The following is a 23005-nucleotide window of genomic DNA, read 5'->3' on the forward strand; positions in this document are numbered from 1 at the left end:
TGCAACTTAAAATTTGATAGTTATGCTACCGTTTAGATCAGAAATAAGGAATTCCCCATCGCAGCCTACCATTAAAATTTTTTTAAGTGATGAATCTTTAGATGCTCAAATTAAAAAGCACTTAAAGCATTTTAAAGAAATTGAAGAGATTGAAATTAGGCAAAGTGTTGAACAAAATAGAGCAAACGAAAACCTAACCGTATTTTTAAAAGATGATGTAGATGTGGTTAAAATGAAAACCTCTATAGATTCTAGTTTATGGTGGTATTTCGAGCAGGATTAAATTTTTGCAAAAAATAATCCCAACATTTCTGCTGGGATTAAATCTAATTTTCTAAAGGTCTAAGACTCTAAAATTTAGTATCTATAATATTCTGGCTTAAAAGGACCTTCTGGTTTTACGCCAATATATTCTGCTTGGTCTTCACGAAGTTCTGTTAACTCAACACCAATTTTTGCTAAATGTAACTTAGCAACTTTTTCATCTAAGTGTTTTGGTAACATATACACATCATTTTTGTAAGCATCACTATTTGTCCAAAGTTCAATTTGTGCTAGTGTTTGGTTTGTAAACGAGTTACTCATTACAAAACTTGGGTGTCCTGTAGCACAACCTAAGTTTACTAAACGCCCTTCGGCAAGTATAATAATATCTTTTCCGTTAACGGTATATTTATCTACCTGTGGTTTTATAGTGTTTTTAGTATGACCATGATTCTTGTTTAACCAAGCCATATCAATTTCATTATCAAAATGCCCAATATTACAAACAATAGCTTTGTCTTTTAAAGCTTCAAAATGTCTTGCTTGTACAATATCTTTATTTCCTGTTGTAGTAATTACAATGTCTGCATTTGGAGCAACAGTTTCTAATTTTTTAACTTCAAAACCATCCATTGCAGCTTGTAATGCGCAAATTGGATCAATTTCGGTAACCGTTACAATACTTCCAGCGCCTTTAAAAGAGGCTGCTGTACCTTTACCAACATCGCCATAACCACAAACAACAACACGTTTTCCAGCAAGCATCACATCAGTAGCACGTCGAATAGCATCAACTGCACTTTCTTTACAACCGTATTTGTTATCAAACTTACTTTTAGTAACCGAATCGTTTACGTTAATAGCAGGCATTGGTAATGTTCCATTTTTTACTCGCTCGTAAAGTCTGTGAACACCTGTTGTGGTTTCTTCACTCAAACCTTTTATACCTGAAACTAACTCTGGGTAACGGTCTAAAACCATATTGGTTAAGTCACCTCCATCATCAAGAATCATGTTAAGTGGTTTTCTATCTTCACCAAAGAATAAGGTTTGCTCAATACACCAATCAAATTCTTCTTCGGTCATATCTTTCCAAGCATAAACTGCAGTTCCAGCAGCAGCAATTGCAGCAGCAGCTTGATCTTGAGTTGAGAAAATATTACAAGAACTCCAAGTAACTTCTGCTCCTAAAGCTTGTAAAGTTTCTATTAACACAGCTGTTTGAATGGTCATGTGTAAACAACCTGCAATACGTGCGCCTTTAAGTGGTTTAGAGTTCCCGTACTCTTCGCGTAAACTCATAAGCCCAGGCATTTCTGCTTCGGCTAATTCTATTTCTTTTCTACCCCAAGCTGCAAGTGAAATATCTTTCACTTTACTGGCTACATAAGGAATTGTTTTTATACTCATATCAATTTTTCTTTTTGTTTTAATAACCAAACTTCGTTGTGATTAGCGCTTAAAATACTTAAATTCGCTTGCTAAAATGTTTAATTTGTTTTTAAAAGAGCAAAGATAATCAATAACTTTCAGAATATTAAATGCCATTATATAAAACCATCAATCCAAATTCACAAACTACTGTTAAAATCTGGAAGATTTCAGAGTCTTATGATGATTTAATAAAGCCTATTACCCTTAAGCCAGAAAGCTTAGAGCGTGTTTTGGGTATGAAAAGTGAGTTACATCAGCGTGGGTTTTTAAGTGTTCGTCATTTATTAGCTGAGTTTGGTTATAATGATGAAGATTTGTTTTATGATGAAAATGGAAAGCCACATTTAAAAGATGGAAAACAAATATCTATAACACATTCGTTTAATTTTTCGGCAGTTATAGTAAGCGATCATATTGTTGGAATTGATATTGAAAAACAACGTGATAAAATAACAATTATAGCCCATAAGTTTATTGATTACGAGTTTGATTATCTAGATAAAACCGCTTCTGATTATATTAGAAAGCTTACAGCTATCTGGTGTGTAAAAGAATCGTTATATAAGCTGTTTGCAACACCTGGATTAAGTTTTAAAAAGTATTTTTTGGTGATTCCTTTTGAAATTATTGATGAAGAAACTGTAGCATGGATAGATTATAAAGATAAAAAACACCGATATAACATTCACTTTTTAGAGTTTGAAGGTTTTACATGTGCTTATGCAATTGCATAAATGAAAGAGGTTTATAACAACATATTAGAAGCTATTTTAAATAACAAAAAATTATTAGCGATTTTAATAGATCCTGATAAGTTTTCTGTTGATAATACAGCAAGCTTTATTAAAAAAGTAAACATGTCTGTTGCTACCCATATTTTTGTTGGAGGTAGTACGGTTGAAGAACATGTAACTGAAATTGTAGTTTCAGAAATTAAAAAACATACTTATTTACCCGTAGTTTTATTTCCTGGAGATGTATCTCAAATTACCAAAGAGGCTGATGCGTTGTTGTTTTTGTCATTAATATCAGGTAGAAACCCAGAGTATTTAATAGGGAAACATGTTGAAGCTGTTTCAAAATTAAAAAAAACGAATTTAGAGACTATTCCAACAGGATATGTGTTAATTGAAAACGAAAAAAAAACGGCAATTGAAGAGGTGTCTAAAACAACTCCTATGTCTAGAACTAATATTCAAAAAATTGTAGATACAGTAATAGCAGGAGAATTATTGGGTATGAAACTCATGTATTTAGAAGCTGGAAGTGGAGCAAAAGAATCATTAAATCAAGAAATAATTTCTTCGGTAAAAAAGGAATTAAAAATCCCATTAATAGTTGGTGGTGGTATAAGAAGCAAATCAGAATTGGAGAATGCCTATAAATCTGGAGCAGATATGGTTGTTGTTGGCACTGTTTTAGAAGAGGATGAATCATTTTTTGACAATTTGCAAATGTAAATTGTCATACTGAAAATGTCACCTTGAGCACAGTAGAAAGGTTGTTTCTGCCTCTCAAAAACTAAATAATAAAAAAACAGAAAATGAAAATATCAGTAGAATTAACTTTAACACCTTTACATGATGATTACGAGTCAGCAATTATTCATTTTATAAAAAAGTTAAGAGCTTCAAATTTAAAAGTGCTTGAAAACCCATTAAGCACTCAGGTTTATGGCGATTATGATGAAGTCATGCAATTGCTAACTTCAGAAATAAAAGAAGCTTTTGAGCTTATAGAAAGAGGCTTACTTTATATGAAAATTGTAAAATCTGATAGACACGACTATGAACCCCATTTTTGATTTTTTCTTTGGTCAATATTCAGATTATGAAACTACAGATATTATTCTTGAAATAGTTGCTGTAATTTTTGGGTTTTTATCTGTTTGGTATTCAAAACAAAATAAGGTTTTAGTATTTCCAACAGGAATGATAAGTACTATTATTTTTGTCTACTTGTTACTTAAATGGGAGTTGCTAGGAGACATGATGATAAACGCCTATTATTTTATTATGAGTGTTTACGGTTGGTACATTTGGACGAGAAAAGTTGACGCTACACACGTTACACCAATTTCTAAAACAACGTTTAACGAAAAAAAGATAAGTATAGCCATATTTTTAGCTACTCTATTATTTGTTTATTTAGTTTACAGAGCCTTTGATAAATGGACAAGTTGGGTTGCTTATGTAGATACTATAACAACAGCAATATTTTTTGTTGGTATGTGGCTAATGGCAAGACGAAAAATAGAAAATTGGATTTTCTGGATTATTGGAGATATTATATCTGTTCCATTATATTTTTATAAAGGATTTACCTTTACTAGTTTCCAATATTTAGGATTTACATTTATAGCCATTTTTGGGTATTTAGCATGGAAGAAAAACTTAAACAACAACCAAGTAACTGTATAAAAGTAGTTTTATTTGGCCCCGAATCTACTGGAAAAACAACGTTATCAAATCAATTAGCGCGTTATTATAATTCGGTTTGGGTACCAGAATATGCTCGCGAGTATCTTCAAAATAAATGGAATAACGAACGTAAAACCTGCGAACCAAAAGATTTGTTACCTATTGCAAAAGGACAAATGAAACTTGAAAATAAGTTGGCAAAAAAAACGGATACTGTTTTAATTTGTGATACTGATTTATTAGAAACCAAAGTATATTCCGAAACATATTACTTAGGAACTTGTGATCCAATTTTAGAGAATTATGCTTTAAAAAACACATATGATTTATATTTTTTAACATATATTGATACTCCCTGGGAAGCTGATGATTTGCGTGATAAACCAGAACATAGAGAAGAAATGTTTAAAGCTTTCGAGAAAGCTTTGGTTGTTAACAATCGTCCTTATGTTTTGCTAAAAGGCGATAAAAAAACACGTTTAGAAACAGCTGTTAAGCACATTGATAAACTATTAAAAGAAAAAACAATGTTCACAGAAAAAGATATTCAACAAATAACAAATAAAGGTATAACGTTAGAACAAGTTAAAGCCCAAGTATCTCGAATTAGAAACGGCATGTCTTATTCTAATTTAATATCGGCTGCAACTATTGGTAATGGTATAGAAAGTTATAGTGAAGAAGAGTCAAAAGATTTTATTAAAAGTTTTGATGAGAAACAAAACAACTTAAACCTAGTGAAATTTGTGCCAGCATCTGGTGCGGCTACTAGAATGTTTAAATTTTTATTTCAGTTTTTAAATAATTTCAATCCTGAGAAAGATACTATTGAAAGTTATGCTGAAAGACAAAATGATAGTTTAATAAAAACTTTTATTTCTGGTCTAGAAAAGCTTCCGTTTTATGAAGAGATTCTTTTAAAAGCAAAAGATATTAATCCTAATTTTGATAGTCTAAGTAAAAATGAAGTTTATTTAGAAATTGTAAAAACTATTCTGAGTGAAGATGGCTTAAATTATAATTTTCTACCAAAAGGTCTGTTGTCTTTTCATAAGTATTCATCTGGTACAAAAACGCCTTTTGAAGAACATTTAATAGAGTCAACTATGTATGCTTCATCAAACGGAAAAGCAAATCTTCATTTTACCATTTCAGAAAAACATCATAGTTATTTTGATGCTGAATTAAACAGAGTTAAAAATCATTTGGAAAAAGAAACTAATACAACTTTCAATGTTTCTTATTCTTATCAAAAAGAAGCTACCGAAACACTGGCTTTAAATGTAAATAATGAAATTTTTAGAAATGAAGACGGTTCTATTTTGTTCAGACCAGCTGGTCATGGTGCTTTATTAGAAAACCTTAATGATTTAAATAACGATATTGTTTTTATAAAAAATGTAGACAACATTGTGGTTTTAGATCTTAACAAAAAGCTTTCAGAGTATAAAAAAATGATAGCTGGAGTACTTATAGAAGCTCAAGAAAAAGCATTTTCTTACTTGCATAATCTAGATAGCAATACTATTGAAGAAGAAAAACTTATAGAAATTGCGGGCTATATTTCAAGTAAAATGAATGTGGTAATTAACGATGCTTTTGACGATTACTCACATAAAGAAAAAATTGAATATTTAAAGAATAAATTAAATAGACCAATTCGAGTTTGTGGCATGGTTAAAAATGAAGGAGAACCTGGTGGCGGACCATTTTGGGTCAAGGATAAAAACGGAAACACTTCATTACAAATTGTTGAATTTGCACAAATTGATATAAAAAATAAAACTCAAGCAGATATAGTTAAAAATGCTACTCATTTTAACCCAACCGATTTAGTTTGTGGTATTAAAAACTATAAAGGCGAAAAGTTTGATTTAATGAAATACGTAGATCCTGAAGCGGCATTTATAACCATGAAAACTCAAAATGGTATAGATATTCAAGCCTTAGAGCTTCCAGGATTATGGAATGGTAGTATGGCTTTTTGGAATACTATTTTTGTTGAAGTGCCTTTGTCTACTTTTAATCCTGTAAAAACAGTTAACGACTTGCTTAAACCCGTTCATCAAGTATAGTGTGAAATTAAACACAGAAGCATTAATTCAAGAATTAAACTTTAAAGCTATAAGAAGCTCAGGTAGTGGTGGGCAACATGTAAATAAAGTATCTTCAAAAGTAGAATTGTCTTTTAATTTAGATGCATCTGAAGCTTTAACAGATTTACAAAAACAACGTATTTTAAATAAATTAAAAAACAGGCTTACTAATGATGGCGTTTTAATTTTGCAATGCGACGAAAGTAGAAGTCAACATAAAAATAAAGAGCTTGTTATTAAACGATTTATTGAATTAATAAAGACATCGTTAATTATTCCTAAAAAAAGGATTCCAACTAAAATCCCAAAATCAGTTATAAGAAAGCGTTTAAAACACAAACGTAAGTTGTCTGAAAAAAAGGCAAATAGAAAAAAGCCAGATATTGATTAAAAAAAATTGCAATTGATAATTGATAATTGACAATTGATAATTACATTTGCATCGTTCTCAAAAAAGGGGTGCCTATTATCGGCTGAGATCATACCCAATGAACCTAGAACAGGTAATGCTGTTTAGGGATTTGAAAATGAAAAGTGTCGTGCTTTTCAAAAACCATTTAATATTAATTTAAAGAATAATTACCTCTTTTTATTCGATTATAAACATAATCGTAATGAAAAACATTTTTCTTTTTTTAACACTTTTAGTGTTATCAGTCAGTGCGAATGCACAACAAAATCAAGTACAACAAGATTCAACTAAAACCGAAAAACTAGACGAAGTTTTAGTAAAAGCAGTTCGTGTAAATGCAGATTCTCCAATTACACACTCCAACGTTTCAAAAGAGCAATTGCAAAAACGTAATTTAGGTCAGGATATTCCTATTTTACTAAATTATTTACCATCGGTTGTAACCACTAGTGATGCAGGTGCAGGTATTGGTTATACAGGTATTCGTGTGAGAGGTACAGATGCTACACGTGTAAATGTAACTATTAACGGTATTCCTTATAACGATTCAGAAAGTCAGGGGACATTTTGGGTTAATTTAGGCGATTTTGCATCATCTACAGAGAGCTTGCAATTGCAACGCGGTGTAGGCACATCTACTAATGGTTCTGGTGCTTTTGGAGCCAGTTTAAATGTGTTAACCGATGTGTTTTCAGATAACGCTTACGCGGAAATTTCAAACAGTTTAGGAAGCTACAATACCAGAAAACATACAGTAAAATTAAGCACAGGGTTAATTGATGACCATTTCGAAGTTTCTGGTCGCTTTTCTAAAATTGATTCAGATGGTTATGTAGACAGAGCATTTACAGATTTAAAATCATATTTCTTACAAGGTGTTTATAAAGATGAAAATACCTTGATTAAAGCCTTAACGTTTGGAAATAAAGAGTACACATATCAAGCTTGGTATGGTTTAACTGCTGATGAATTGCAGGAAAACCGTCGTCAAAATCCGTATACATACGAGAATGAGACTGATAATTATTGGCAAGATCATTACCAATTACACTGGAATGAAAGATTTAACAATAACTGGTCAACTAATTTGGGGTTAAATTACACCAAAGGAAAAGGATATTTTGAGCAATATAAACCAGGAGAATCTGCTGGAGATTTTGCTAATTTAATTGAAGACGATTCTGATGTTATTGTACGCCGATGGTTAGATAATAATTTTTATGTGCTTAACGCCAACGTAACTTATAAGAAAAATACATTCGAAATTATTTCAGGACTTTCAATGAGTAGTTATACGGGAGATCATTTTGGAGAAGTAATTTGGGGAAGCAACTTAGTATCAAACACCAATATTAGAGACAGATATTATGAAGGCGATGCTACTAAAAATGATTTTAGTGTATTCTCCAAATCCACATTTAAACTAGCTGAAAATGTTACAGGATTTGTTGATTTACAAGGGCGTTTTGTAAGTTATAAAACCAATGGCTTAAATTCAGATAGGCAAGAATTTGTAACTAATACAGATTTTAGTTTTTTTAACCCTAAATTAGGTTTAACCTATAAACCAAGTGTAAATAATAGCTTTTATGCATCTTATGCCAGAGCAAACAGAGAGCCAAATCGTGATGATTTTGAAGCTGGTGTAACCGAAAATGAAACGCTCAACGATATAGAGTTAGGTTGGAGATTTAACAAGAACAAATTAAATGTAAACACTAATCTGTATTACATGTTTTATCAAAATCAATTGGTGTTAACGGGTGAGGTAGATGATGTTGGAAGCCCAATAAGAGCAACTAGTGGTAAAAGTTACAGGTTGGGTTTAGAGGTCGATGCAAATATTCAGTTTAATAAAGTATTTAGTACATCTACCAATGTTGCAATCAGTAGTAATAAGAATAGAGATTTTAATTCTTCTACAGATACTGGAGTAACAAACTTAGGCAATACGAACATTGCTTATTCTCCAAATTTAGTTGTTGGTAATTCTCTTAATATTTTTCCTGTAGAAAACTTACAAGTATCACTTCTAAGTAAATATGTAGGAGAACAATATTTAAATAATATTGAAGATGACCGAGGTGTTTTAGAAAGCTATTTCATTAATGATTTAAATGTTAATTATGAAATTAAACCAAATAAATTATTTAAATCAATTATTCTATCAGGTTTGGTAAATAATATCTTTGATAAAGAATATGTTTCTAATGCCATTGATTATGGAGGGGGATACGTTTATTATTATCCGCAAGCTACCACAAACTTTTTATTGGGGGTTAATTTAAAGTTTTAGAAATTAATAAAGGATATGTTTAAGCCTCAGCATTTGTTGAGGCTTTTTTAATTATAAATTAAAAGCGTATTACCATTCTTTTCAACACGATAATTTCTTAAAGTACATCTTAAACCATCATTGTTTTCTTCTAATGTGCCAGTTACTAAATTATATGTATTTCCATCATCACAACCGCAAGTTCCAAACAATCCATTAGGCACTAAAGCAGAACAAGAACTAGGTATGTGGTTTGGATCACTGGCATCCCATGCAAGAAAATCTGCTCCGGTACTTGCTACAATAACCCCAGCATTTCCAGCATTGGCTATATAAACAGAGTTTCCAGCAAAAGTTAACTGACTATATTGAGGTAAACTAAGGTCTATATTTAGATTAACACCAATATCTAATAAAAAATTACAGTTTCTATTATCTACAGAGTTGCTACTACAAGAATATAGAAAAATAAAACAGAAAAAACTGAAAATGTATTTCATAGCACTTTTAAAATTAGTGGCAATTTACAATAAAAAGTAAATTGAGTTTAATATTTTGTGTATTTCCTCTGGCACTTATGTTTTATTTTAAAGGCTGAGGTAAAGTACTTTATTAAAGCATTTATAACATTGTAATTAAAAATTTTGTACTTTTGTATTACAATCTCGTATATGCGGGATTTTTTTGTTGCTGAACTTTGTGTCAGCATCTTTTATTAAGTAAAACGATGAAGTTATGAGTAAAGTATCATACTATACACCTGAAGGATTAAAAAAATTAAGAGACGAGCTTAAACAATTAAAAGATGTAGAGCGCGTAAAAGCTTCTAAAGCTATTGCTGAAGCTAGAGATAAAGGCGACTTAAGTGAAAATGCCGAATATGATGCTGCAAAAGAAGCACAAGGTATGTTAGAAATGCGAATTTCTAAGCTTGAAGATGCTTTGGCAGGAGCACGCGTAATTGATGAATCTCAATTAGATAATTCTAAAGTATTAGTATTATCTAAAGTGAAGATAAAAAACCAAACCAATGGTATGGAAATGGTTTATACTTTGGTGGCCGATGGTGAAGCAGATTTAGCTTCGGGTAAAATATCGGTTAATTCTCCAATTGGTAAAGGTTTATTAGGTAAATCTGTTGGTGATGTTGCTGAAATACAAGTGCCTAATGGAGTTATGAAATTCGATATCATCGAAATTTCCAGATAATTTAAATCGAAATAACATTTTAAAAAGATTCCTAATTAATTTAATTAGGAATCTTTTATATTTACAGAGTACTCTAACTCTCAAACTATGGCTTCAATTTTCACTAAAATAATTAATGGCGATATTCCTTGTTATAAAATCGCCGAAACCGATGATTTTTTTGCTTTCTTAGATATAAATCCAAACGCAAAAGGGCATACTTTATGTGTTCCTAAAAAAGAAGTTGATAAGATTTTTGATTTAGATGAAGCCACATACAATGGGTTAATGGCTTTCTCTAGAAAAGTAGCTTTAGCTATAGAAAAAGCCATACCATGTAAGCGAGTTGGTTTAACGGTAATAGGCTTAGAAGTGCCACATACACATGTACATTTAATTCCATTACATACTATGGAAGATGCACGTTTTATTCAAAAAGAAAAATTATCATCAGAAGAGCTTCAGGAAATAGCAAATGCTATTAAAGCACATTTATAAATTTGAATAAAGTACTGCAAATATTACTGCAGCAATTACAACAGCAATAGTTATAATAACAATCCAAGATAGTTTTTTTAAATACGTTGAAGGCTTTTTAGGCGCAAACGCTTTTTTTTGATAATCAACTACACGGTCAATATCATCTGTCCATTGTACAGGATAGATAACAGAATTACACATTTTACAGAACAATTCGTTTGTAATATCAGAAGTAATAGATTTGAAAAACTTATTTTCTGTTATTTTTTGCTTAAAAGTTAAGTGCAACCCTTCTTTACTGTAACATTCTGGACAGTTATTTTTTAAAGTAACCTCTTTTATATTCACTAATTTTTCAGGCATAATTAATTAGCTCGTTTTAAACTTATTTGTATGGTACTACCTTTACCTTTTTCAGATTGTGCAACTTTTATTTTGCCATCATGAAAATCTTCAATAATACGTTTTGTCAGAGATAATCCTAATCCCCAACCACGTTTTTTTGTTGTAAAACCAGGTTCAAAAATTTTATTAAAATCTTTTTTAGCTATTCCTTTACCAGTATCAGTAACACTAACTTTTACATTGTTTTCTAGTTGAGAAATTTCAATAGTTAATTTGCCTCTGCCTTTCATAGCATCAATGGCATTTTTTACTAAATTTTCTATAGTCCAGCTGTAGAGTTGTTTGTTTAAGTTTACAGGAATTTCGCCTTCGGGGGTTTTAATTTCAAAGTCAATAAGTTTTGAAGAACGTGCTTTTAAATAATCATATGAATTTAAGGTTTCTTCAATAATATCTACAGTTTCTAAAGTTGGAACGGACCCAATTTTACTAAAACGTTCAGTAATAGTTTGCAGTCTATCAATGTCTTTTTCAATTTCGGTGATATAATCTGGATTTAGATTTTCACTTTTTAGTATTTCTGTCCATCCAATAAGAGAAGATAATGGTGTGCCAATTTGATGTGCAGTTTCCTTTGCCATACCAGACCACAACTTGTTTTGGGTTGCATTTTTATTACTTCGGTAAAAGAAATAAATAACTGCACCAAATAGGAAAATAATAAGAAACAATGCTAACGGATAGTACTTTAATTTGTTTAATAATGGTGAATTTCCGTAGTAAATGGTGTTTACAATTTTACCATCAAGTTTTACTTGTATGGGCGTATTTTCTTTTTCAAATTTTATAATTAGTTTTTTTATATAAGTAGAATCGCTAACCTTGGTTTCATCAATATTATTATAACTATCAAGTTCTCCGTTATTATTAATAAGAATCATTGGAGTGGTTGTGTTACTTGTAATTACTTTTAATGGTAAGTTTCCTAAATCAACATTAAGGTTATCAGTTTTTAATAAATCAGTCTGAGCAAACGACCAATTTTCCATTTTGGTGCGTTCCTCTTCCTTAAAATGCTGAAAAAACTCGTAAGTTTTCCATAAAATAAGCAACACTATAGCAAAAGAAGCTATTATAATAATCCAACGAAATGCATTGCTATGTTTTGTAAAAATCATTAACAATAAAAATTTGATTTGTAATATAATGCAAATCTGTTAATATTATTGCGCAAGTTGTTAGTAAATCGATTTTTAGTTGAAAGAGAGAATAGTTACATTTGTTGAAATTAAAAAGTTTAATGCCGTCAATAGATCCAAAAACATTATCAACCAGTAAATTACATAGTTATTTGTTGAGTGCTGTTGCACCTAGACCAATAGCTTTTGCTAGTACAGTTGATGCAGAAGGAAACCCAAATTTGTCGCCATATAGCTTTTTTAATTTGTTTAGCGCTAATCCGCCAATTTTAATTTTTTCACCAGCAAGACGTGTTAGGGATAATACGGTTAAGCATACATTACAGAATGTTGAAGCAACAAAAGAAGTAGTGATTAACGTGGTGAGTTATGATATGGTTCATCAAATGTCGTTAAGTAGTACAGAATATCCTGAAGGTGTAAATGAGTTTGAAAAATCGGGATTAACGATGCTAAAATCAGATATTGTAAAACCGTTTAGAGTTGCAGAAGCGCCAGTACAATTTGAATGTAAAGTAAACGATATTATTAAGTTAGGAACAGAAGGAGGCGCTGGAAATTTAGTTATTTGTGAAATTGTAAAATTTCATATTGATGATGACGTTATAGATGAAGATGGCTCAATAAATCAAAAAAAATTAGATTTGGTTGCTAGAGCAGGAGCTAGTTATTACAGTCGTGCTAGAAAAGGTTTTTTTGAAATACCTAAACCATTAACTAGTTTAGGAATAGGTGTAGATAGTTTTCCCGACTATATAAAAAATAGCATGGTTTTAACAGGAAACGATTTAGGTATGCTGGCCAATATTGAAAAACTGCCAACCACAAAAAGTGTTGCAAGTTTTGTTGAAGATTTAAGTAAGCGTTACCCTAATATTAAAACAGCAACACATAGAGAAAAGCATAAATTAGCACGTAATTATTTAAGTTTTGGAGATGTTGAAAGCGCTTGGAAAATATTATTATCGTAAATAAATAAGAGATTAATAAAGAATAAATATAGATTAAATGGAAGTTCAAGGAAGAATAAAAATGGTAGGAGAAACTCAAACTTTTGGAAGTAATGGGTTTAGAAAAAGAGAAATTGTTGTAACTACAGAAGAGCAATATCCTCAACACATTATGGTGGAATTTGTTCAAGATAAAACAGATTTGCTTAATAACTATCAAGTAGGGCAACAAGTAAAGATTAATATCAATCTAAGAGGTAGAGAGTGGGTTAACCCTCAAGGTGAAACTAAATATTTTAACTCTATTCAAGGTTGGAGAATTGAAGCACTACAAAGTGAAGCAAGTGGAGAAAATTTACCACCTGTGCCACCAGCAGATGCTTTTGAACCAGCAGGAGATTTAAATGAAGATGATCACGACGATTTACCTTTTTAAATAAAAAAATGATATTACCCTGAGCGCAATCGAAGGGTACTATAAAACCTTTCAGTATATGTTATTGAAAGGTTTTTTACTTTTATATTATGCATTACTTAACAGATAAATTATGGTTTCCTAATGTGAATGAAGCCACTACCGATGGGTTATTAGCTATTGGTGGCGATTTATCTGTAGAGCGGTTGTTACTTGCCTATAAATCTGGTATTTTTCCGTGGTTTGATAATGAAGAACCTATTTTATGGTGGTCTCCAGATCCGCGTTTTGTACTATTTCCTGAGAAACTGAAAGTTTCAAAAAGCATGAAACAATTTTTAAGAAATAAGGATTACACTGTTACTATAAATAAAGATTTTAGAGCAATAATTACAGAATGTTCAAAAGCGAAAAGACAAGGGCAAGCAGGAACTTGGATTACCAAAAATATGATTGAAGCTTATGTAAAACTTCATAAATTAGGCTATGTAAAATCTGTTGAAGTCTGGAAAGACAGCAAATTGGTAGCCGGACTTTATGGTGTTGATTTGGGCAATGGCGTGTTTTGTGGAGAAAGTATGTTTACTAAAGAAAGTAACGCAAGTAAAGTAGGATTTATAACCTTTATACAGAATACTAATTATAAACTTATAGATTGTCAAGTATATACTAACCATCTTGAAAGTTTAGGAGCCGAGGAAATTCCTAGAGATCTATTTTTGAATTACTTGAAATAATTTGATTTATTAATACAAAAACAATAAATTCGTTATATAACCAACGCATTAATTGTTAGGGTTTTAATATTGAATTAGTATTAATTTCAATGAAAAATCAATCTGTTAGTATATCTCAAATTATAAAGGAAACTACAAAAAAGCCTGATTCCGATACTTATGCTGTTTGCTGGATAAAAGCTAAAGTTAACAGGATTAAAATAAATGGTACTACATATAAAAATGTTTCCAACTCCATATTTTTTATTGATCCAAAGTTCAATTGGAAAATTTTTAAAAAAAATGCTAAAACATCTTCAGGTTATATTTTGTACTTAACACAAGAAGTTTTAAATAACCCTATTTTAAGTAATCTTCACATAAATAAAGTGCGATTATTTAACTCTGGAGAAACACCTTTATTTAAATTAAGTCCAGGAATAGAAAAAAGAACACAAGCTATATTAGAAATGATTGATGAACTTTTAGGTTCGCATCTTAATCATAAAGAAGAGGCAATTTTATCATTACTAAATACTTTTTTTGTGTATTGCGATGGACAGTGCAACATAAAATCTATTGCATCAAATAATAATTCAAGAACAAATATTGTTTATAATTTTAAAAAGTTGGTAGACAAACATGTTATTGAGTATCATAATGTCTCTCATTATGCAAAACTTTTAAATATTACCCCAAAATATTTAAATGAATGTGTTAATGAAGTTCTGTCTACATCTTCAAAAAACATTATCGTTGAACAGTTACTGATGAGGTCCCGACACCGATTAAAATTTTCAAGTAAGAGTATAAAAGAAATCAGTTTTGAATTAGGTTTCTCTACACCAGATTATTTCAGTTATTTTTTTAAAACTCATACAGGTTATAAACCCTCAGCACTACGAAAAGTGTAATTTGTTTTAAATTCTAAGCTTTTACCGAGTTTTTCACATTGTTTGATGTTAAGTATCAACATAAATTGCGGAAAACATAAATCAATGGACAGAAAAAAATTTTTAAAAACTTCAGGTATAGGATTAGGTTTGGCTTTACTTCCAGGAGTAATTAAAGCTCAAACTTCAGTGATAGTAAATGCATCTACTTCGAATATTGAACCAAAAATCATTAAAGATTCAGAAGGCGATGTTTTAAATGTAATTGGAGACATTCAAACTCATAAGCTTGTGGGAAGTGAAACAAATAATCAAATAGTTGAGTGGGTAGATAATGTAGATCCTGGTGTTGGTATACCTCCACATATTCACACTAAAGAAGACGAGATTTTTAGAGTAATTAAAGGAAAAGTTGAAATTATGGTTGGTGGTAATACAACAGTTTTAAATGAAGGTGATGTTGCCTTTGCGCCAAAAAACATACCACACTCATGGAAGGTTGTAGGAACTGAAAAAGCAAAAATGATAACCTCTGCATTTCCTGCAGGAATAGAAATTATGTTTAAAGAATTATCTGAACTTCCTGCTGGTCCTCCAGATTTTAAAATAGTTTCTGAAATTTGTGGTAAACACGGAATCAGTTTCGTTTAATTAAACCTCTTTATACCTAAAACATCCAACTTCATGGTCGTTTACCATACCTGTAGCTTGCATGTGGGCGTAAACCACTGTAGAACCAACAAATTTAAATCCACGTTTTTTTAAATCTTTGCTAATGGCATCACTTAAAGGTGTGTTTGCTGGTGCATGTTTATAGTTTTCAAGCGTGTTTTTTATAGGTTTACCATTAGTAAAACCCCAAATGTATTTACTGAAGCTTCCAAATTCTTCTTGAACTTTTATAAAAGCTTGAGCATTTGTAACAGTGGCATTTACCTTTAATTTATTTCTTATAATACCAGCATCTTGTAATAATGAATCAATTTTAGCTTGTTTATAGGTTGCTATTTTTTTGTAGTTAAAACTGTCAAAAGCTTTTCTAAAATTTTCGCGTTTTCGTAAAATAGTAATCCAACTTAAACCAGCTTGAAAAGTTTCTAAAATTAAAAATTCAAAAAGTGTATCGTCATCATAAACTGGTACACCCCATTCATTATCATGATAATTTTCATATAAATCATCACCAACACACCAACCGCATTTATGTTTTTTCATCTGGAAATTTTTTAGGGTTCTAAAATAATAATTTATAAGTCTAATGTCTAAAGTTGTAAGTTAATATAACGAAATATGACAAAAGTCATTATTATTAGAGAAACAAGGAGCTAATTTTGTTTCATCATTTAAAAAGAATTTAGGATGAACGCCATAATAGAATCCAGTTTAAAAAAAGGCATAAGTTATAATGCTTATAGAGATTTAGTTAGAGAATTAGCTGAAAATAAATCGACCACAGGATTAGAGAAAACCGAAGCCTTGGTGGATTATACTAAGGTAAATGATAGGCGAATGAAACGTTGGGATAAAACCATTAAATTATCTGATGATTCTCAACAAAAAATTAAGGAGTTTGAAAAAGATATTACTTGGTTGGTAATTGCTGAGAGTTGGTGTGGTGATGCAGCTCATGTATTACCTGCATTAAATAAAATAGCCGAATTGAATAATCATATAAAGATGAAGATTGTGCTTCGAGATGAGAATTTAAATTTAATGGATGAATTTTTAACTCATGGAGCCCGAGCAATTCCTAAGTTGATTATGATTGATGATAAATCTGGCGAAGTATTAAGCACTTACGGTCCTAGACCAAGTGAAGCTACTCATTATGTAAATAGATTTAAAGCACAATACGGAGCGCTAACACCAGAATTTAAAGAAGATTTGCAGCATTGGTATAATGGTAACAAAGCGAAAAATATAATTGAAGATGTAACTGAAATTCTATCTCAATTGGAGCCTACTGTTTACCAATAAAATAAAAAGTAATAGTACCTAATTGACTTTCTTTCTTTACATCTGCACTAAATTGAGATTGTTTAGCGTATTCTATAGCATGTTCAATTAAGCATTCGTTTTCAGATGTAGATGCGGTATTTACGTATGTATCAGTAACACTACCGCCAGAATCAACGGTTATATTAACTACAATTTTGCCGTCTATTTCACAAAGATATACAGGAATAGGAATGTAAACTTTTGTCCTGTTTTTTAAAGAAAAACTAATGGTGCTTTTAGAGTTATTTCCGCTAGAGCGTTGTTTTTTCAATAAATCATTTACTTTACTGAATTTAGATAATTCTTCATCTTTTAATTTAGAGTCCTCAGTATCTTCATAGCTTCTGTTTGCAGAATTTGGTCCATCTGAAATTGTACTTGTTTTTGGCACGTAATCTTCTGGAGGGGCAATAGTTTTATAGGCTTGAGCAAAGTGTTTTTCTGTTTCGTTAAAGGCGTTATTAGTTTCTGCTTTAGCATTGTTTAATTTTTCTAAAGCTTCAAGCACTTTAATGTCTTCTTCTGTAAGCTCTTTTTCTGGTTCAATTTCATAATAACTTTCTGAAATAAATTCACTTTCTTTTTTAAGGCTTAAATTAAAAATAGATAGGATTATTGTTCCCGAAAGGAAGAAGGTAATAAGTAGGGCTTTATGTTGATTTGTTAGGTTCAAATCTTAAAATTATACGTTTGGGTTTACGAAATATACGTAAAATTAAGGAATTTAGTTGTTTAGACCTTTAATAAAGTCTTCAATACTTGTTGCATTGTCAACATTAAAGTCACCAATTTTTGTGCGTCTTAAAGCCGATAAATGCGCTCCAGATTGTAGTGCTTTACCAAAATCGTTAGCTAATGATCGAATGTAAGTGCCTTTGCTACAAACTACTCTAAAATCGACATTCAAGTCTTCAATATTTGTAATTTCAAACTCAGAGATGTTTATATTTCGTGCTTTAATTTCTACATCTTCACCAGCTCTGGCAAATTCGTATAAACGTTTTCCGTCTTTTTTTAATGCTGAAAAAACAGGTGGAAATTGCTCAATATCTCCTATAAATTGTTTGGTAGTTTCTTTTATTAAACTATCTGTAATATGCTTGGTAGAGAAAGTTTCATTTATTTCAGTTTCTAAATCAAATGAAGGAGTCGTGCTTCCTAAAGTTATAGTGCCAGTATATTCTTTTACTTGCCCTTGAAAAGTGTCAATTTGTTTGGTCATCTTCCCTGTACAAATCACTAATAAACCTGTTGCTAAAGGATCTAAAGTCCCAGCATGACCTACTTTTATTTTTTTGATTTTGAAAGCTTGCCGAATTTCCCAACGTAGTTTATTAACTACTTGAAACGATGTCCAGTTTAAAGGCTTGTCTATTAATAAAACCTGACCAGAAAGATAGTCGTCTTTAGTTAACATATTATTTATTTAAGAGCGTAAATCCTATAGCTACTAAACCAACAATTACACAGTAAATTGCAAAATAGGTGAGTTTGCTTTTTTTAACTAAAGCAATCATCCATGTACATGCAAATAATCCTGCTACAAATGCTGCTATAAAACCTATAGTTAAGGTTGTGAAGTTTCCACTTTCATATGTTAAATCACCACTTAAAACATCTTTAGCGATTTTACCGAAAATTAAAGGCACAACCATTAAAAAAGAAAAACGTGCTGCTTTGGTTTTGTCATTCCCTAATAACACTGAAGTAGAAATAGTCGCCCCCGATCTTGAAATTCCAGGTAACATAGCAATTGCCTGTGATATACCAATAATAAAAGCATTACTAAAAGATACTTTTTTGTTGGTGTTTTTAGCTCTGTCTGCCATAAATAATAAAAAAGCAGTAATAATTAGCATGCAGCCTACAAGTAAAATATTACCACCAAAAAGCGCTTCTAACTGTTCTTCAAAAAATAGCCCAACTACCACGGCAGGAATCATAGAAACAGCAATTTTTAAAATGAATTGTAAATCATCATTCCATTTAAATTTTAATGCACCTTTAATAAGACTGAAAACATCTTTTCTAAAAACAACTATAGTACTTAAAGCTGTTGCAAAATGCAAAACTACGGTAAAAAGTAAACTTTCTTCAGGTACAGAGTTATCCCCTAAAATGGCTTTTCCTAACTCTAGGTGTCCACTTGATGAAACGGGTAGAAATTCTGTAAGTCCTTGGATGATACCAAGAATAATAGCGTCTATAACATTCATGCGGCAAAAATAGCTAATAACATAAAGTAAACATAACGAGTTAGTATAAAAATATCGTTTAAATTTACAGGTAATAGGTTTTAATAAGTTGAATAAATGAAATTTGTACTAGCGCCAGATAAGTTTAAAGGTTCTTTAACAGGCATGCAATTTTGCAAAGTTGTTGAAGAGCATTTAAAAAAAATAATGCCAAAATCTGAAATTTTAAGTTTACCACTTTCTGATGGCGGCGATGGTACTATTGAAATTTTGAAGTATCATTTAAAAGGAAAACTTATACATGTAGAAGTAAACGATCCGTTATTCAGACCTATACAAACATCATATCTCTTTATGGATTCCATAAAAACAGCTTTTGTTGAAATGGCAGGAGCATCTGGAATGGCACTTTTAAAACCCGAAGAACAAAATTGTTTTTATACAACAACTTTCGGTACTGGCGAGGTTATTTTAGCCGCTATAAGGCAAGGTGCAAAAACTATTATTTTGGGAATTGGCGGAAGTGCAACCAACGATTGTGGTATTGGAATGGCTAATGCATTAGGCTATAAATTTGAAGATAAAAATGGAAACGAATTAAGCCCGATTGGGAAAAACTTGTCTCGAATACATAATATAAATACTCACAATGTTTTTAAAGATTTAAAACATATAGATTTTAAAGTGGCTTGCGATGTTACTAACCCGTTGTATGGAAAACAAGGTGCAGCTTATATTTATGGACCACAAAAAGGCGCTTCGGAAAACGAGGTAAAACTATTAGATGATGGTTTAAAACATATTGCAAAAGTGTTTGTAAAACAGTTTGGTAAAGATGTTCAGAATATAAAAGGTGCAGGAGCGGCAGGAGGAATGGGTGCGGGAACTTCAGTGTTTTTAAATGCAGAATTACAATCTGGAATCGATTTGGTAAAAGATTTAATTGGTTTTGATGAAAAAATAAAACACGCCGATTGGATTGTTACAGGAGAAGGAAAGTTAGATAGTCAAACCTTATCAGGCAAAACCATTCAAGGTGTTTTAGCTTCCGCGAAAGCGAATAATATAAAAGTTGCAGCATTGTGTGGAAGTATTTCCGTTTCTAAAAAGCAAGCAAAAAAATTAGGAATTGTTTATTCGGATGCTATAACAGATTATGCGAAAAATTTAGAAGATGCTATGGTGAACACTGAAAAACACCTTTCTGAAATAGTTATAAAGTTTATTGAGTCAATAAAACAGACTTAAAAATTATAATTTTCAGTCATTTCGACGATAGGAGAAATCGCATAAGGTAAATAGAAATTATGGGATGTCTCAATCGTGCCTCATTTCAACATGACTAAAAGGAAATAACTACTCTTTATCAGGATTTAAAAGAATAGCATAAACCTGAATTCCGAAACCAATAAGAATTAACATTGGAGCTAAACGAATACGTCTCCAGTTAAAAATTTCAGGATTAAAAACATTAGGATCGTCGCTACCACCTCCAGACATTAAAATAAAACCTAAAGCGATAATAGCTAAACCTATAAACATGAACTTGTAATTTTTCTTTCCAAAAACAAATACAGGTTTAGAATTTTCTTTTCGTTTTTTTTCTCCCATAATTAAGTTATGTATTGTGCAAAGTAACGCAATTATTAAAAAAAGATTCTTAAGATTTCTCTAAAAAATCAATAATACAGTTCATCTGTCCTTAAATTTAAAAAACGTTGTGTTGCAAAATGTGTGCTTATCCAGGTAATAATAATGCCTAAAGCAAAAATAAGCACAAACAAAAGAACAACTAAAACCGGGTTGCCAAGTAAGTTTAATTCTGTAAATGTTTTGTTTAAATAATACAAAACAATCGCCATTCCTATTAAGGCGAGTATGGCTCCAATCATACCTAAACGTACACTTTTCCAAACAAACGGGCGACGAATAAACTGTTTAGTTGCCCCAACCATTTGCATGGTTTTTATAGTAAAACGTTTAGAATATACAGCTAAACGTATAGAACTGTTAATTAGTAAAACCGCAATTAATGTAAAAATGCCACTAATAACCAGTACCCAAAAGCTTATTTTTTTTACGTTATCGTTCATTAAGTTAACCAAATCATTATCGTAAGTTACCTCGTCTACGAAAGATTTGTTTAATGCTTCCGCAGAAATTTTCTCAAGATGTTCAGAGGTTACAAAATCTGCTTTTAAATGCACATCAATAGAGTTTTGCAAAGGGTTATAACCCACAAAGTCCATAAAATCCTCACCGTTTTCTGCTTTCATAAATTCGGCAGCTTGCTCTTTCGAAACATATTCGGTAGTTTTTACATAATCTGCCATAGCCAAACTTTTTTCAAGCTGTTTAGTTTCTACTTCTTTAGCAGAATCTTTTAAATAAATAGTTACAACAACCTGCTCTTTAAAATGATCAGAAACTTTTTTAGCATTAAGGATTAACATACCCAATAAGCCTAATAAAAACAAAACCAAAGCAATACTTAATACCACAGAAAAATAAGATGAGATAAGTCTGCGTTTTTGGTGTTTTTCAAATGATGAGCTCATAAAATGTTTGGATTAACGATGTAAAAATAATAAAGTATATGAAAAGAAACTTCAAAAGATTTAAGTCTTTTGATTTCATTTTAATTGTCTTTCCCGATAAAGCGGGAATCTTATTAAAATAGTCGCAATTTTCATTAAAAAACGGATCATAATTTTTAATGTATTTAATTACAACGTTTAAACTTTCAACATTGTTATAATAAGTTTAAATTTGAAATTATAAATACAGTTATAACTAAAACATTTTTGCTTCACGATTTAAAAATTTCACGTCCCGGTTTATGGTTTCCAACACTTTGGATTTATCTTGTTCCTTTTAGTTTAGAAACCAATTTTTGGTTAGAAACCAATTTTTGGATTGGTTTATTTTTCGTCACCTTTCCATTAAATTATTTGGTTTATGGTTTAAACGATTTTAACGATTTTAAGGCAGATAAAGTTAACGATAGAAAAGGAAATTTCCTGTTTGGAGCAAAATCATCTAAGCATCAATTAGCTTCGGTACCAAAAAAAGTAACTTTATTTGTAGTGCCATTTATAATTTATTTCACTTTTATTTCCGGTTTTAAAATATTATTGCTTTTAGTGTTTATGGTAGTTATAAACATACTCTATAATTTTAAACCTTTCCGAATAAAAGAACGTCCACCTTTTGAAATTCTTATTCAAATAGGGTATGTGTTTACTGCATTTTTCAGCATTGTACTTAACGATTTACAAATGTTACCATGGCAAACCATTTTGTACTTAACATTGTTTGCTTTTCAGGCGCATATTGCTGGTGAGATTATGGATATAGAACCCGATTTGCGAGCGGGTAAACGTACTACAGGAACTTTAATTGGGAGAAAAAACACTAAATTTTTAATGTTGTTTTTATTGATTTCTGAAATTTTTATTCTATCATTTTGGTTTCAAGATTATGTGCTTTCTGGGTTTTTAGTAGTATTTTCTTTGTGGTTAATTTTGGATATTTTCTTTATTTTTAAAGAAAAACCCTATTCAGTTTCGCAAATGAAATTATTTGGAATTGCTATGAATTTTTCAGCAATTTTATCAATGACTTGGGTATTATATTCAGGGAAACTTTTACAACCCGTTTTTTAAAATGAAATCTTTTTAGTCTAAGCTATTAACCGTAAATTTGCGCTTTTAAAAGTAGAAATA

At 30.8% G+C, this 23005-nt stretch carries 28 protein-coding genes and 1 riboswitch; of the genes, 18 read left to right on the forward strand and 10 right to left on the reverse strand.

Annotation, left to right across the window (positions count from 1 at the left end):
• Positions 1-22 precede the first annotated feature (22 nt).
• Positions 23-283 (forward strand): hypothetical protein, encoded by a 261-nt coding sequence (locus tag MBM09_RS03205; protein WP_238675412.1) that lies wholly within the window; start codon positions 23-25, stop codon positions 281-283.
• Between the two features lie 74 nt (positions 284-357).
• Here the strand turns inward: MBM09_RS03205 and ahcY are convergent, their stop codons facing one another.
• Entirely contained in the window at positions 358-1674 is a 1317-nt protein-coding gene (gene ahcY / locus MBM09_RS03210; RefSeq protein ID WP_238675413.1) for an adenosylhomocysteinase, read from the reverse strand.
• Between the two features lie 131 nt (positions 1675-1805).
• On the opposite strand from ahcY, the gene MBM09_RS03215 reads away from it, so the two are divergent.
• The 7 genes from MBM09_RS03215 to MBM09_RS03245 all read left to right on the forward strand — a co-directional run bounded on the left by MBM09_RS03215 (position 1806) and on the right by MBM09_RS03245 (position 8922).
• Entirely contained in the window at positions 1806-2432 is a 627-nt protein-coding gene (locus MBM09_RS03215) for a 4'-phosphopantetheinyl transferase superfamily protein (protein WP_238675414.1), read from the forward strand.
• Complete coding sequence (locus MBM09_RS03220) at positions 2433-3158, forward strand: geranylgeranylglyceryl/heptaprenylglyceryl phosphate synthase (protein WP_238675415.1); 726 nt, start codon at positions 2433-2435, stop codon at positions 3156-3158.
• Positions 3159-3241: 83 nt separating this feature from the next.
• Positions 3242-3502: a thiamine-binding protein gene (locus MBM09_RS03225; protein ID WP_238675416.1), complete on the forward strand. Its 261-nt coding sequence runs from the start codon at positions 3242-3244 to the stop codon at positions 3500-3502.
• Positions 3486-4118, forward strand: a complete 633-nt coding sequence (gene pnuC, locus MBM09_RS03230; RefSeq protein WP_238675417.1) for a nicotinamide riboside transporter PnuC — start codon at positions 3486-3488, stop codon at positions 4116-4118. The genes MBM09_RS03225 and pnuC overlap by 17 nt, the downstream gene beginning before the upstream one ends.
• Positions 4079-6193, forward strand: a complete 2115-nt coding sequence (locus tag MBM09_RS03235; protein WP_238675418.1) for a DUF4301 family protein — start codon at positions 4079-4081, stop codon at positions 6191-6193. Before pnuC ends, MBM09_RS03235 begins: the two co-directional genes overlap by 40 nt.
• 1 nt (position 6194) lies before the next feature.
• Positions 6195-6605 carry an alternative ribosome rescue aminoacyl-tRNA hydrolase ArfB gene (gene arfB, locus MBM09_RS03240; protein WP_238675419.1) on the forward strand — a complete coding sequence of 137 codons (411 nt, stop codon included), beginning with the start codon at positions 6195-6197 and terminating at the stop codon, positions 6603-6605.
• 54 nt (positions 6606-6659) lie between these two features.
• A riboswitch (TPP riboswitch) is annotated at positions 6660-6751 on the forward strand.
• A gap of 77 nt (positions 6752-6828) precedes the next feature.
• A complete protein-coding gene (locus MBM09_RS03245; protein ID WP_238675420.1) occupies positions 6829-8922 on the forward strand; it encodes a TonB-dependent receptor in 2094 nt (697 codons plus the stop codon).
• A 47-nt stretch (positions 8923-8969) separates the two neighbouring features.
• Here MBM09_RS03245 and MBM09_RS03250 read toward each other — a convergent pair whose 3' ends face one another.
• Positions 8970-9401 carry a hypothetical protein gene (locus MBM09_RS03250; RefSeq protein WP_238675421.1) on the reverse strand — a complete coding sequence of 144 codons (432 nt, stop codon included), beginning with the start codon at positions 9399-9401 and terminating at the stop codon, positions 8970-8972.
• A 235-nt stretch (positions 9402-9636) separates the two neighbouring features.
• On the opposite strand from MBM09_RS03250, the gene greA reads away from it, so the two are divergent.
• Positions 9637-10110 (forward strand): transcription elongation factor GreA, encoded by a 474-nt coding sequence (gene greA / locus MBM09_RS03255; RefSeq protein ID WP_238675422.1) that lies wholly within the window; start codon positions 9637-9639, stop codon positions 10108-10110.
• Positions 10111-10197: 87 nt separating this feature from the next.
• Entirely contained in the window at positions 10198-10587 is a 390-nt protein-coding gene (locus MBM09_RS03260; RefSeq protein ID WP_238675423.1) for an HIT family protein, read from the forward strand.
• Here the strand turns inward: MBM09_RS03260 and MBM09_RS03265 are convergent.
• Both MBM09_RS03265 and MBM09_RS03270 read right to left on the reverse strand, forming a co-directional pair.
• On the reverse strand, positions 10582-10932 hold the full coding sequence (locus MBM09_RS03265) for a hypothetical protein (RefSeq protein ID WP_238675424.1): 351 nt from the start codon (positions 10930-10932) through the stop codon (positions 10582-10584). The two genes, MBM09_RS03260 and MBM09_RS03265, sit on opposite strands and share 6 nt — an antisense overlap.
• 2 nt (positions 10933-10934) lie before the next feature.
• Complete coding sequence (locus MBM09_RS03270) at positions 10935-12092, reverse strand: HAMP domain-containing sensor histidine kinase (protein WP_238675425.1); 1158 nt, start codon at positions 12090-12092, stop codon at positions 10935-10937.
• Positions 12093-12214: 122 nt separating this feature from the next.
• On the opposite strand from MBM09_RS03270, the gene MBM09_RS03275 reads away from it, so the two are divergent.
• The 5 genes from MBM09_RS03275 (at position 12215) to MBM09_RS03295 (ending at position 15738) form a co-directional block, all read left to right on the forward strand.
• On the forward strand, positions 12215-13084 hold the full coding sequence (locus tag MBM09_RS03275; protein WP_238675426.1) for a flavin reductase family protein: 870 nt from the start codon (positions 12215-12217) through the stop codon (positions 13082-13084).
• Positions 13085-13121: 37 nt separating this feature from the next.
• Positions 13122-13499, forward strand: a complete 378-nt coding sequence (locus MBM09_RS03280; protein WP_238675427.1) for a DUF3127 domain-containing protein — start codon at positions 13122-13124, stop codon at positions 13497-13499.
• A gap of 89 nt (positions 13500-13588) precedes the next feature.
• Positions 13589-14215 (forward strand): leucyl/phenylalanyl-tRNA--protein transferase, encoded by a 627-nt coding sequence (gene aat / locus MBM09_RS03285; protein WP_238675428.1) that lies wholly within the window; start codon positions 13589-13591, stop codon positions 14213-14215.
• An 89-nt stretch (positions 14216-14304) separates the two neighbouring features.
• A complete protein-coding gene (locus MBM09_RS03290; protein ID WP_238675429.1) occupies positions 14305-15108 on the forward strand; it encodes an AraC family transcriptional regulator in 804 nt (267 codons plus the stop codon).
• Positions 15109-15192: 84 nt separating this feature from the next.
• Positions 15193-15738 (forward strand): cupin domain-containing protein, encoded by a 546-nt coding sequence (locus MBM09_RS03295; protein ID WP_238675430.1) that lies wholly within the window; start codon positions 15193-15195, stop codon positions 15736-15738.
• Here the strand turns inward: MBM09_RS03295 and MBM09_RS03300 are convergent, their stop codons facing one another.
• Complete coding sequence (locus MBM09_RS03300) at positions 15739-16302, reverse strand: DNA-3-methyladenine glycosylase I (protein WP_238675431.1); 564 nt, start codon at positions 16300-16302, stop codon at positions 15739-15741.
• A gap of 144 nt (positions 16303-16446) precedes the next feature.
• Between MBM09_RS03300 and MBM09_RS03305 the strand changes: the two genes are divergently transcribed.
• On the forward strand, positions 16447-17064 hold the full coding sequence (locus MBM09_RS03305; RefSeq protein WP_238675432.1) for a thioredoxin family protein: 618 nt from the start codon (positions 16447-16449) through the stop codon (positions 17062-17064).
• On the opposite strand, the gene MBM09_RS03310 is transcribed toward MBM09_RS03305, so the two are convergent.
• The 3 genes from MBM09_RS03310 to MBM09_RS03320 are packed head-to-tail and all read right to left on the reverse strand — an operon-like array spanning position 17048 to position 19301.
• The gene (locus MBM09_RS03310; RefSeq protein ID WP_238675433.1) at positions 17048-17758 is read right to left on the reverse strand and encodes an energy transducer TonB; all 711 of its coding nucleotides are present in this window, start codon (positions 17756-17758) and stop codon (positions 17048-17050) included. The genes MBM09_RS03305 and MBM09_RS03310 overlap by 17 nt on opposite strands.
• 51 nt (positions 17759-17809) lie before the next feature.
• Positions 17810-18502 (reverse strand): tRNA pseudouridine(55) synthase TruB, encoded by a 693-nt coding sequence (gene truB, locus MBM09_RS03315; RefSeq protein ID WP_238675434.1) that lies wholly within the window; start codon positions 18500-18502, stop codon positions 17810-17812.
• Position 18503: 1 nt separating this feature from the next.
• Positions 18504-19301 (reverse strand): undecaprenyl-diphosphate phosphatase, encoded by a 798-nt coding sequence (locus MBM09_RS03320; protein ID WP_238675435.1) that lies wholly within the window; start codon positions 19299-19301, stop codon positions 18504-18506.
• A gap of 96 nt (positions 19302-19397) precedes the next feature.
• On the opposite strand from MBM09_RS03320, the gene MBM09_RS03325 reads away from it, so the two are divergent.
• Positions 19398-20528, forward strand: a complete 1131-nt coding sequence (locus tag MBM09_RS03325) for a glycerate kinase (RefSeq protein WP_238675436.1) — start codon at positions 19398-19400, stop codon at positions 20526-20528.
• A gap of 108 nt (positions 20529-20636) precedes the next feature.
• On the opposite strand, the gene MBM09_RS03330 is transcribed toward MBM09_RS03325, so the two are convergent.
• Both MBM09_RS03330 and MBM09_RS03335 read right to left on the reverse strand, forming a co-directional pair.
• Complete coding sequence (locus MBM09_RS03330) at positions 20637-20891, reverse strand: DUF3098 domain-containing protein (protein WP_238675437.1); 255 nt, start codon at positions 20889-20891, stop codon at positions 20637-20639.
• A gap of 68 nt (positions 20892-20959) precedes the next feature.
• Entirely contained in the window at positions 20960-21838 is an 879-nt protein-coding gene (locus MBM09_RS03335) for an ABC transporter permease (RefSeq protein ID WP_238675438.1), read from the reverse strand.
• A 246-nt stretch (positions 21839-22084) separates the two neighbouring features.
• Here MBM09_RS03335 and MBM09_RS03340 point away from each other — a divergent pair, with 246 nt between their 5' ends.
• Positions 22085-22945 (forward strand): UbiA family prenyltransferase, encoded by an 861-nt coding sequence (locus MBM09_RS03340; protein WP_238675439.1) that lies wholly within the window; start codon positions 22085-22087, stop codon positions 22943-22945.
• The last annotated feature ends 60 nt before the right edge of the window (positions 22946-23005 follow it).

It is taken from the genome of Flaviramulus sp. BrNp1-15, assembly GCF_022259695.1.
Taxonomy (GTDB): Bacteria; Bacteroidota; Bacteroidia; order Flavobacteriales; family Flavobacteriaceae; genus BrNp1-15.

Coding starts and splice junctions, on each gene's coding strand:
- truB (WP_238675434.1), bottom strand. CDS start 18,502: ATGTTAACTAAAGACGACTATCTTTCTGGTCAGGTTTTATTAATAGAC.
- MBM09_RS03320 (WP_238675435.1), bottom strand. CDS start 19,301: ATGAATGTTATAGACGCTATTATTCTTGGTATCATCCAAGGACTTACA.
- MBM09_RS03305 (WP_238675432.1), top strand. CDS start 16,447: ATGAACGCCATAATAGAATCCAGTTTAAAAAAAGGCATAAGTTATAAT.
- MBM09_RS03330 (WP_238675437.1), bottom strand. CDS start 20,891: ATGGGAGAAAAAAAACGAAAAGAAAATTCTAAACCTGTATTTGTTTTT.
- MBM09_RS03270 (WP_238675425.1), bottom strand. CDS start 12,092: ATGATTTTTACAAAACATAGCAATGCATTTCGTTGGATTATTATAATA.
- MBM09_RS03220 (WP_238675415.1), top strand. CDS start 2,433: ATGAAAGAGGTTTATAACAACATATTAGAAGCTATTTTAAATAACAAA.
- MBM09_RS03325 (WP_238675436.1), top strand. CDS start 19,398: ATGAAATTTGTACTAGCGCCAGATAAGTTTAAAGGTTCTTTAACAGGC.
- MBM09_RS03280 (WP_238675427.1), top strand. CDS start 13,122: ATGGAAGTTCAAGGAAGAATAAAAATGGTAGGAGAAACTCAAACTTTT.
- MBM09_RS03300 (WP_238675431.1), bottom strand. CDS start 16,302: ATGAAAAAACATAAATGCGGTTGGTGTGTTGGTGATGATTTATATGAA.
- ahcY (WP_238675413.1), bottom strand. CDS start 1,674: ATGAGTATAAAAACAATTCCTTATGTAGCCAGTAAAGTGAAAGATATT.
- MBM09_RS03265 (WP_238675424.1), bottom strand. CDS start 10,932: ATGCCTGAAAAATTAGTGAATATAAAAGAGGTTACTTTAAAAAATAAC.
- MBM09_RS03225 (WP_238675416.1), top strand. CDS start 3,242: ATGAAAATATCAGTAGAATTAACTTTAACACCTTTACATGATGATTAC.
- MBM09_RS03235 (WP_238675418.1), top strand. CDS start 4,079: ATGGAAGAAAAACTTAAACAACAACCAAGTAACTGTATAAAAGTAGTT.
- MBM09_RS03250 (WP_238675421.1), bottom strand. CDS start 9,401: ATGAAATACATTTTCAGTTTTTTCTGTTTTATTTTTCTATATTCTTGT.
- MBM09_RS03335 (WP_238675438.1), bottom strand. CDS start 21,838: ATGAGCTCATCATTTGAAAAACACCAAAAACGCAGACTTATCTCATCT.
- pnuC (WP_238675417.1), top strand. CDS start 3,486: ATGAACCCCATTTTTGATTTTTTCTTTGGTCAATATTCAGATTATGAA.
- MBM09_RS03215 (WP_238675414.1), top strand. CDS start 1,806: ATGCCATTATATAAAACCATCAATCCAAATTCACAAACTACTGTTAAA.
- MBM09_RS03245 (WP_238675420.1), top strand. CDS start 6,829: ATGAAAAACATTTTTCTTTTTTTAACACTTTTAGTGTTATCAGTCAGT.
- MBM09_RS03290 (WP_238675429.1), top strand. CDS start 14,305: ATGAAAAATCAATCTGTTAGTATATCTCAAATTATAAAGGAAACTACA.
- greA (WP_238675422.1), top strand. CDS start 9,637: ATGAGTAAAGTATCATACTATACACCTGAAGGATTAAAAAAATTAAGA.
- MBM09_RS03260 (WP_238675423.1), top strand. CDS start 10,198: ATGGCTTCAATTTTCACTAAAATAATTAATGGCGATATTCCTTGTTAT.
- MBM09_RS03205 (WP_238675412.1), top strand. CDS start 23: ATGCTACCGTTTAGATCAGAAATAAGGAATTCCCCATCGCAGCCTACC.
- MBM09_RS03275 (WP_238675426.1), top strand. CDS start 12,215: ATGCCGTCAATAGATCCAAAAACATTATCAACCAGTAAATTACATAGT.
- MBM09_RS03295 (WP_238675430.1), top strand. CDS start 15,193: ATGGACAGAAAAAAATTTTTAAAAACTTCAGGTATAGGATTAGGTTTG.
- aat (WP_238675428.1), top strand. CDS start 13,589: ATGCATTACTTAACAGATAAATTATGGTTTCCTAATGTGAATGAAGCC.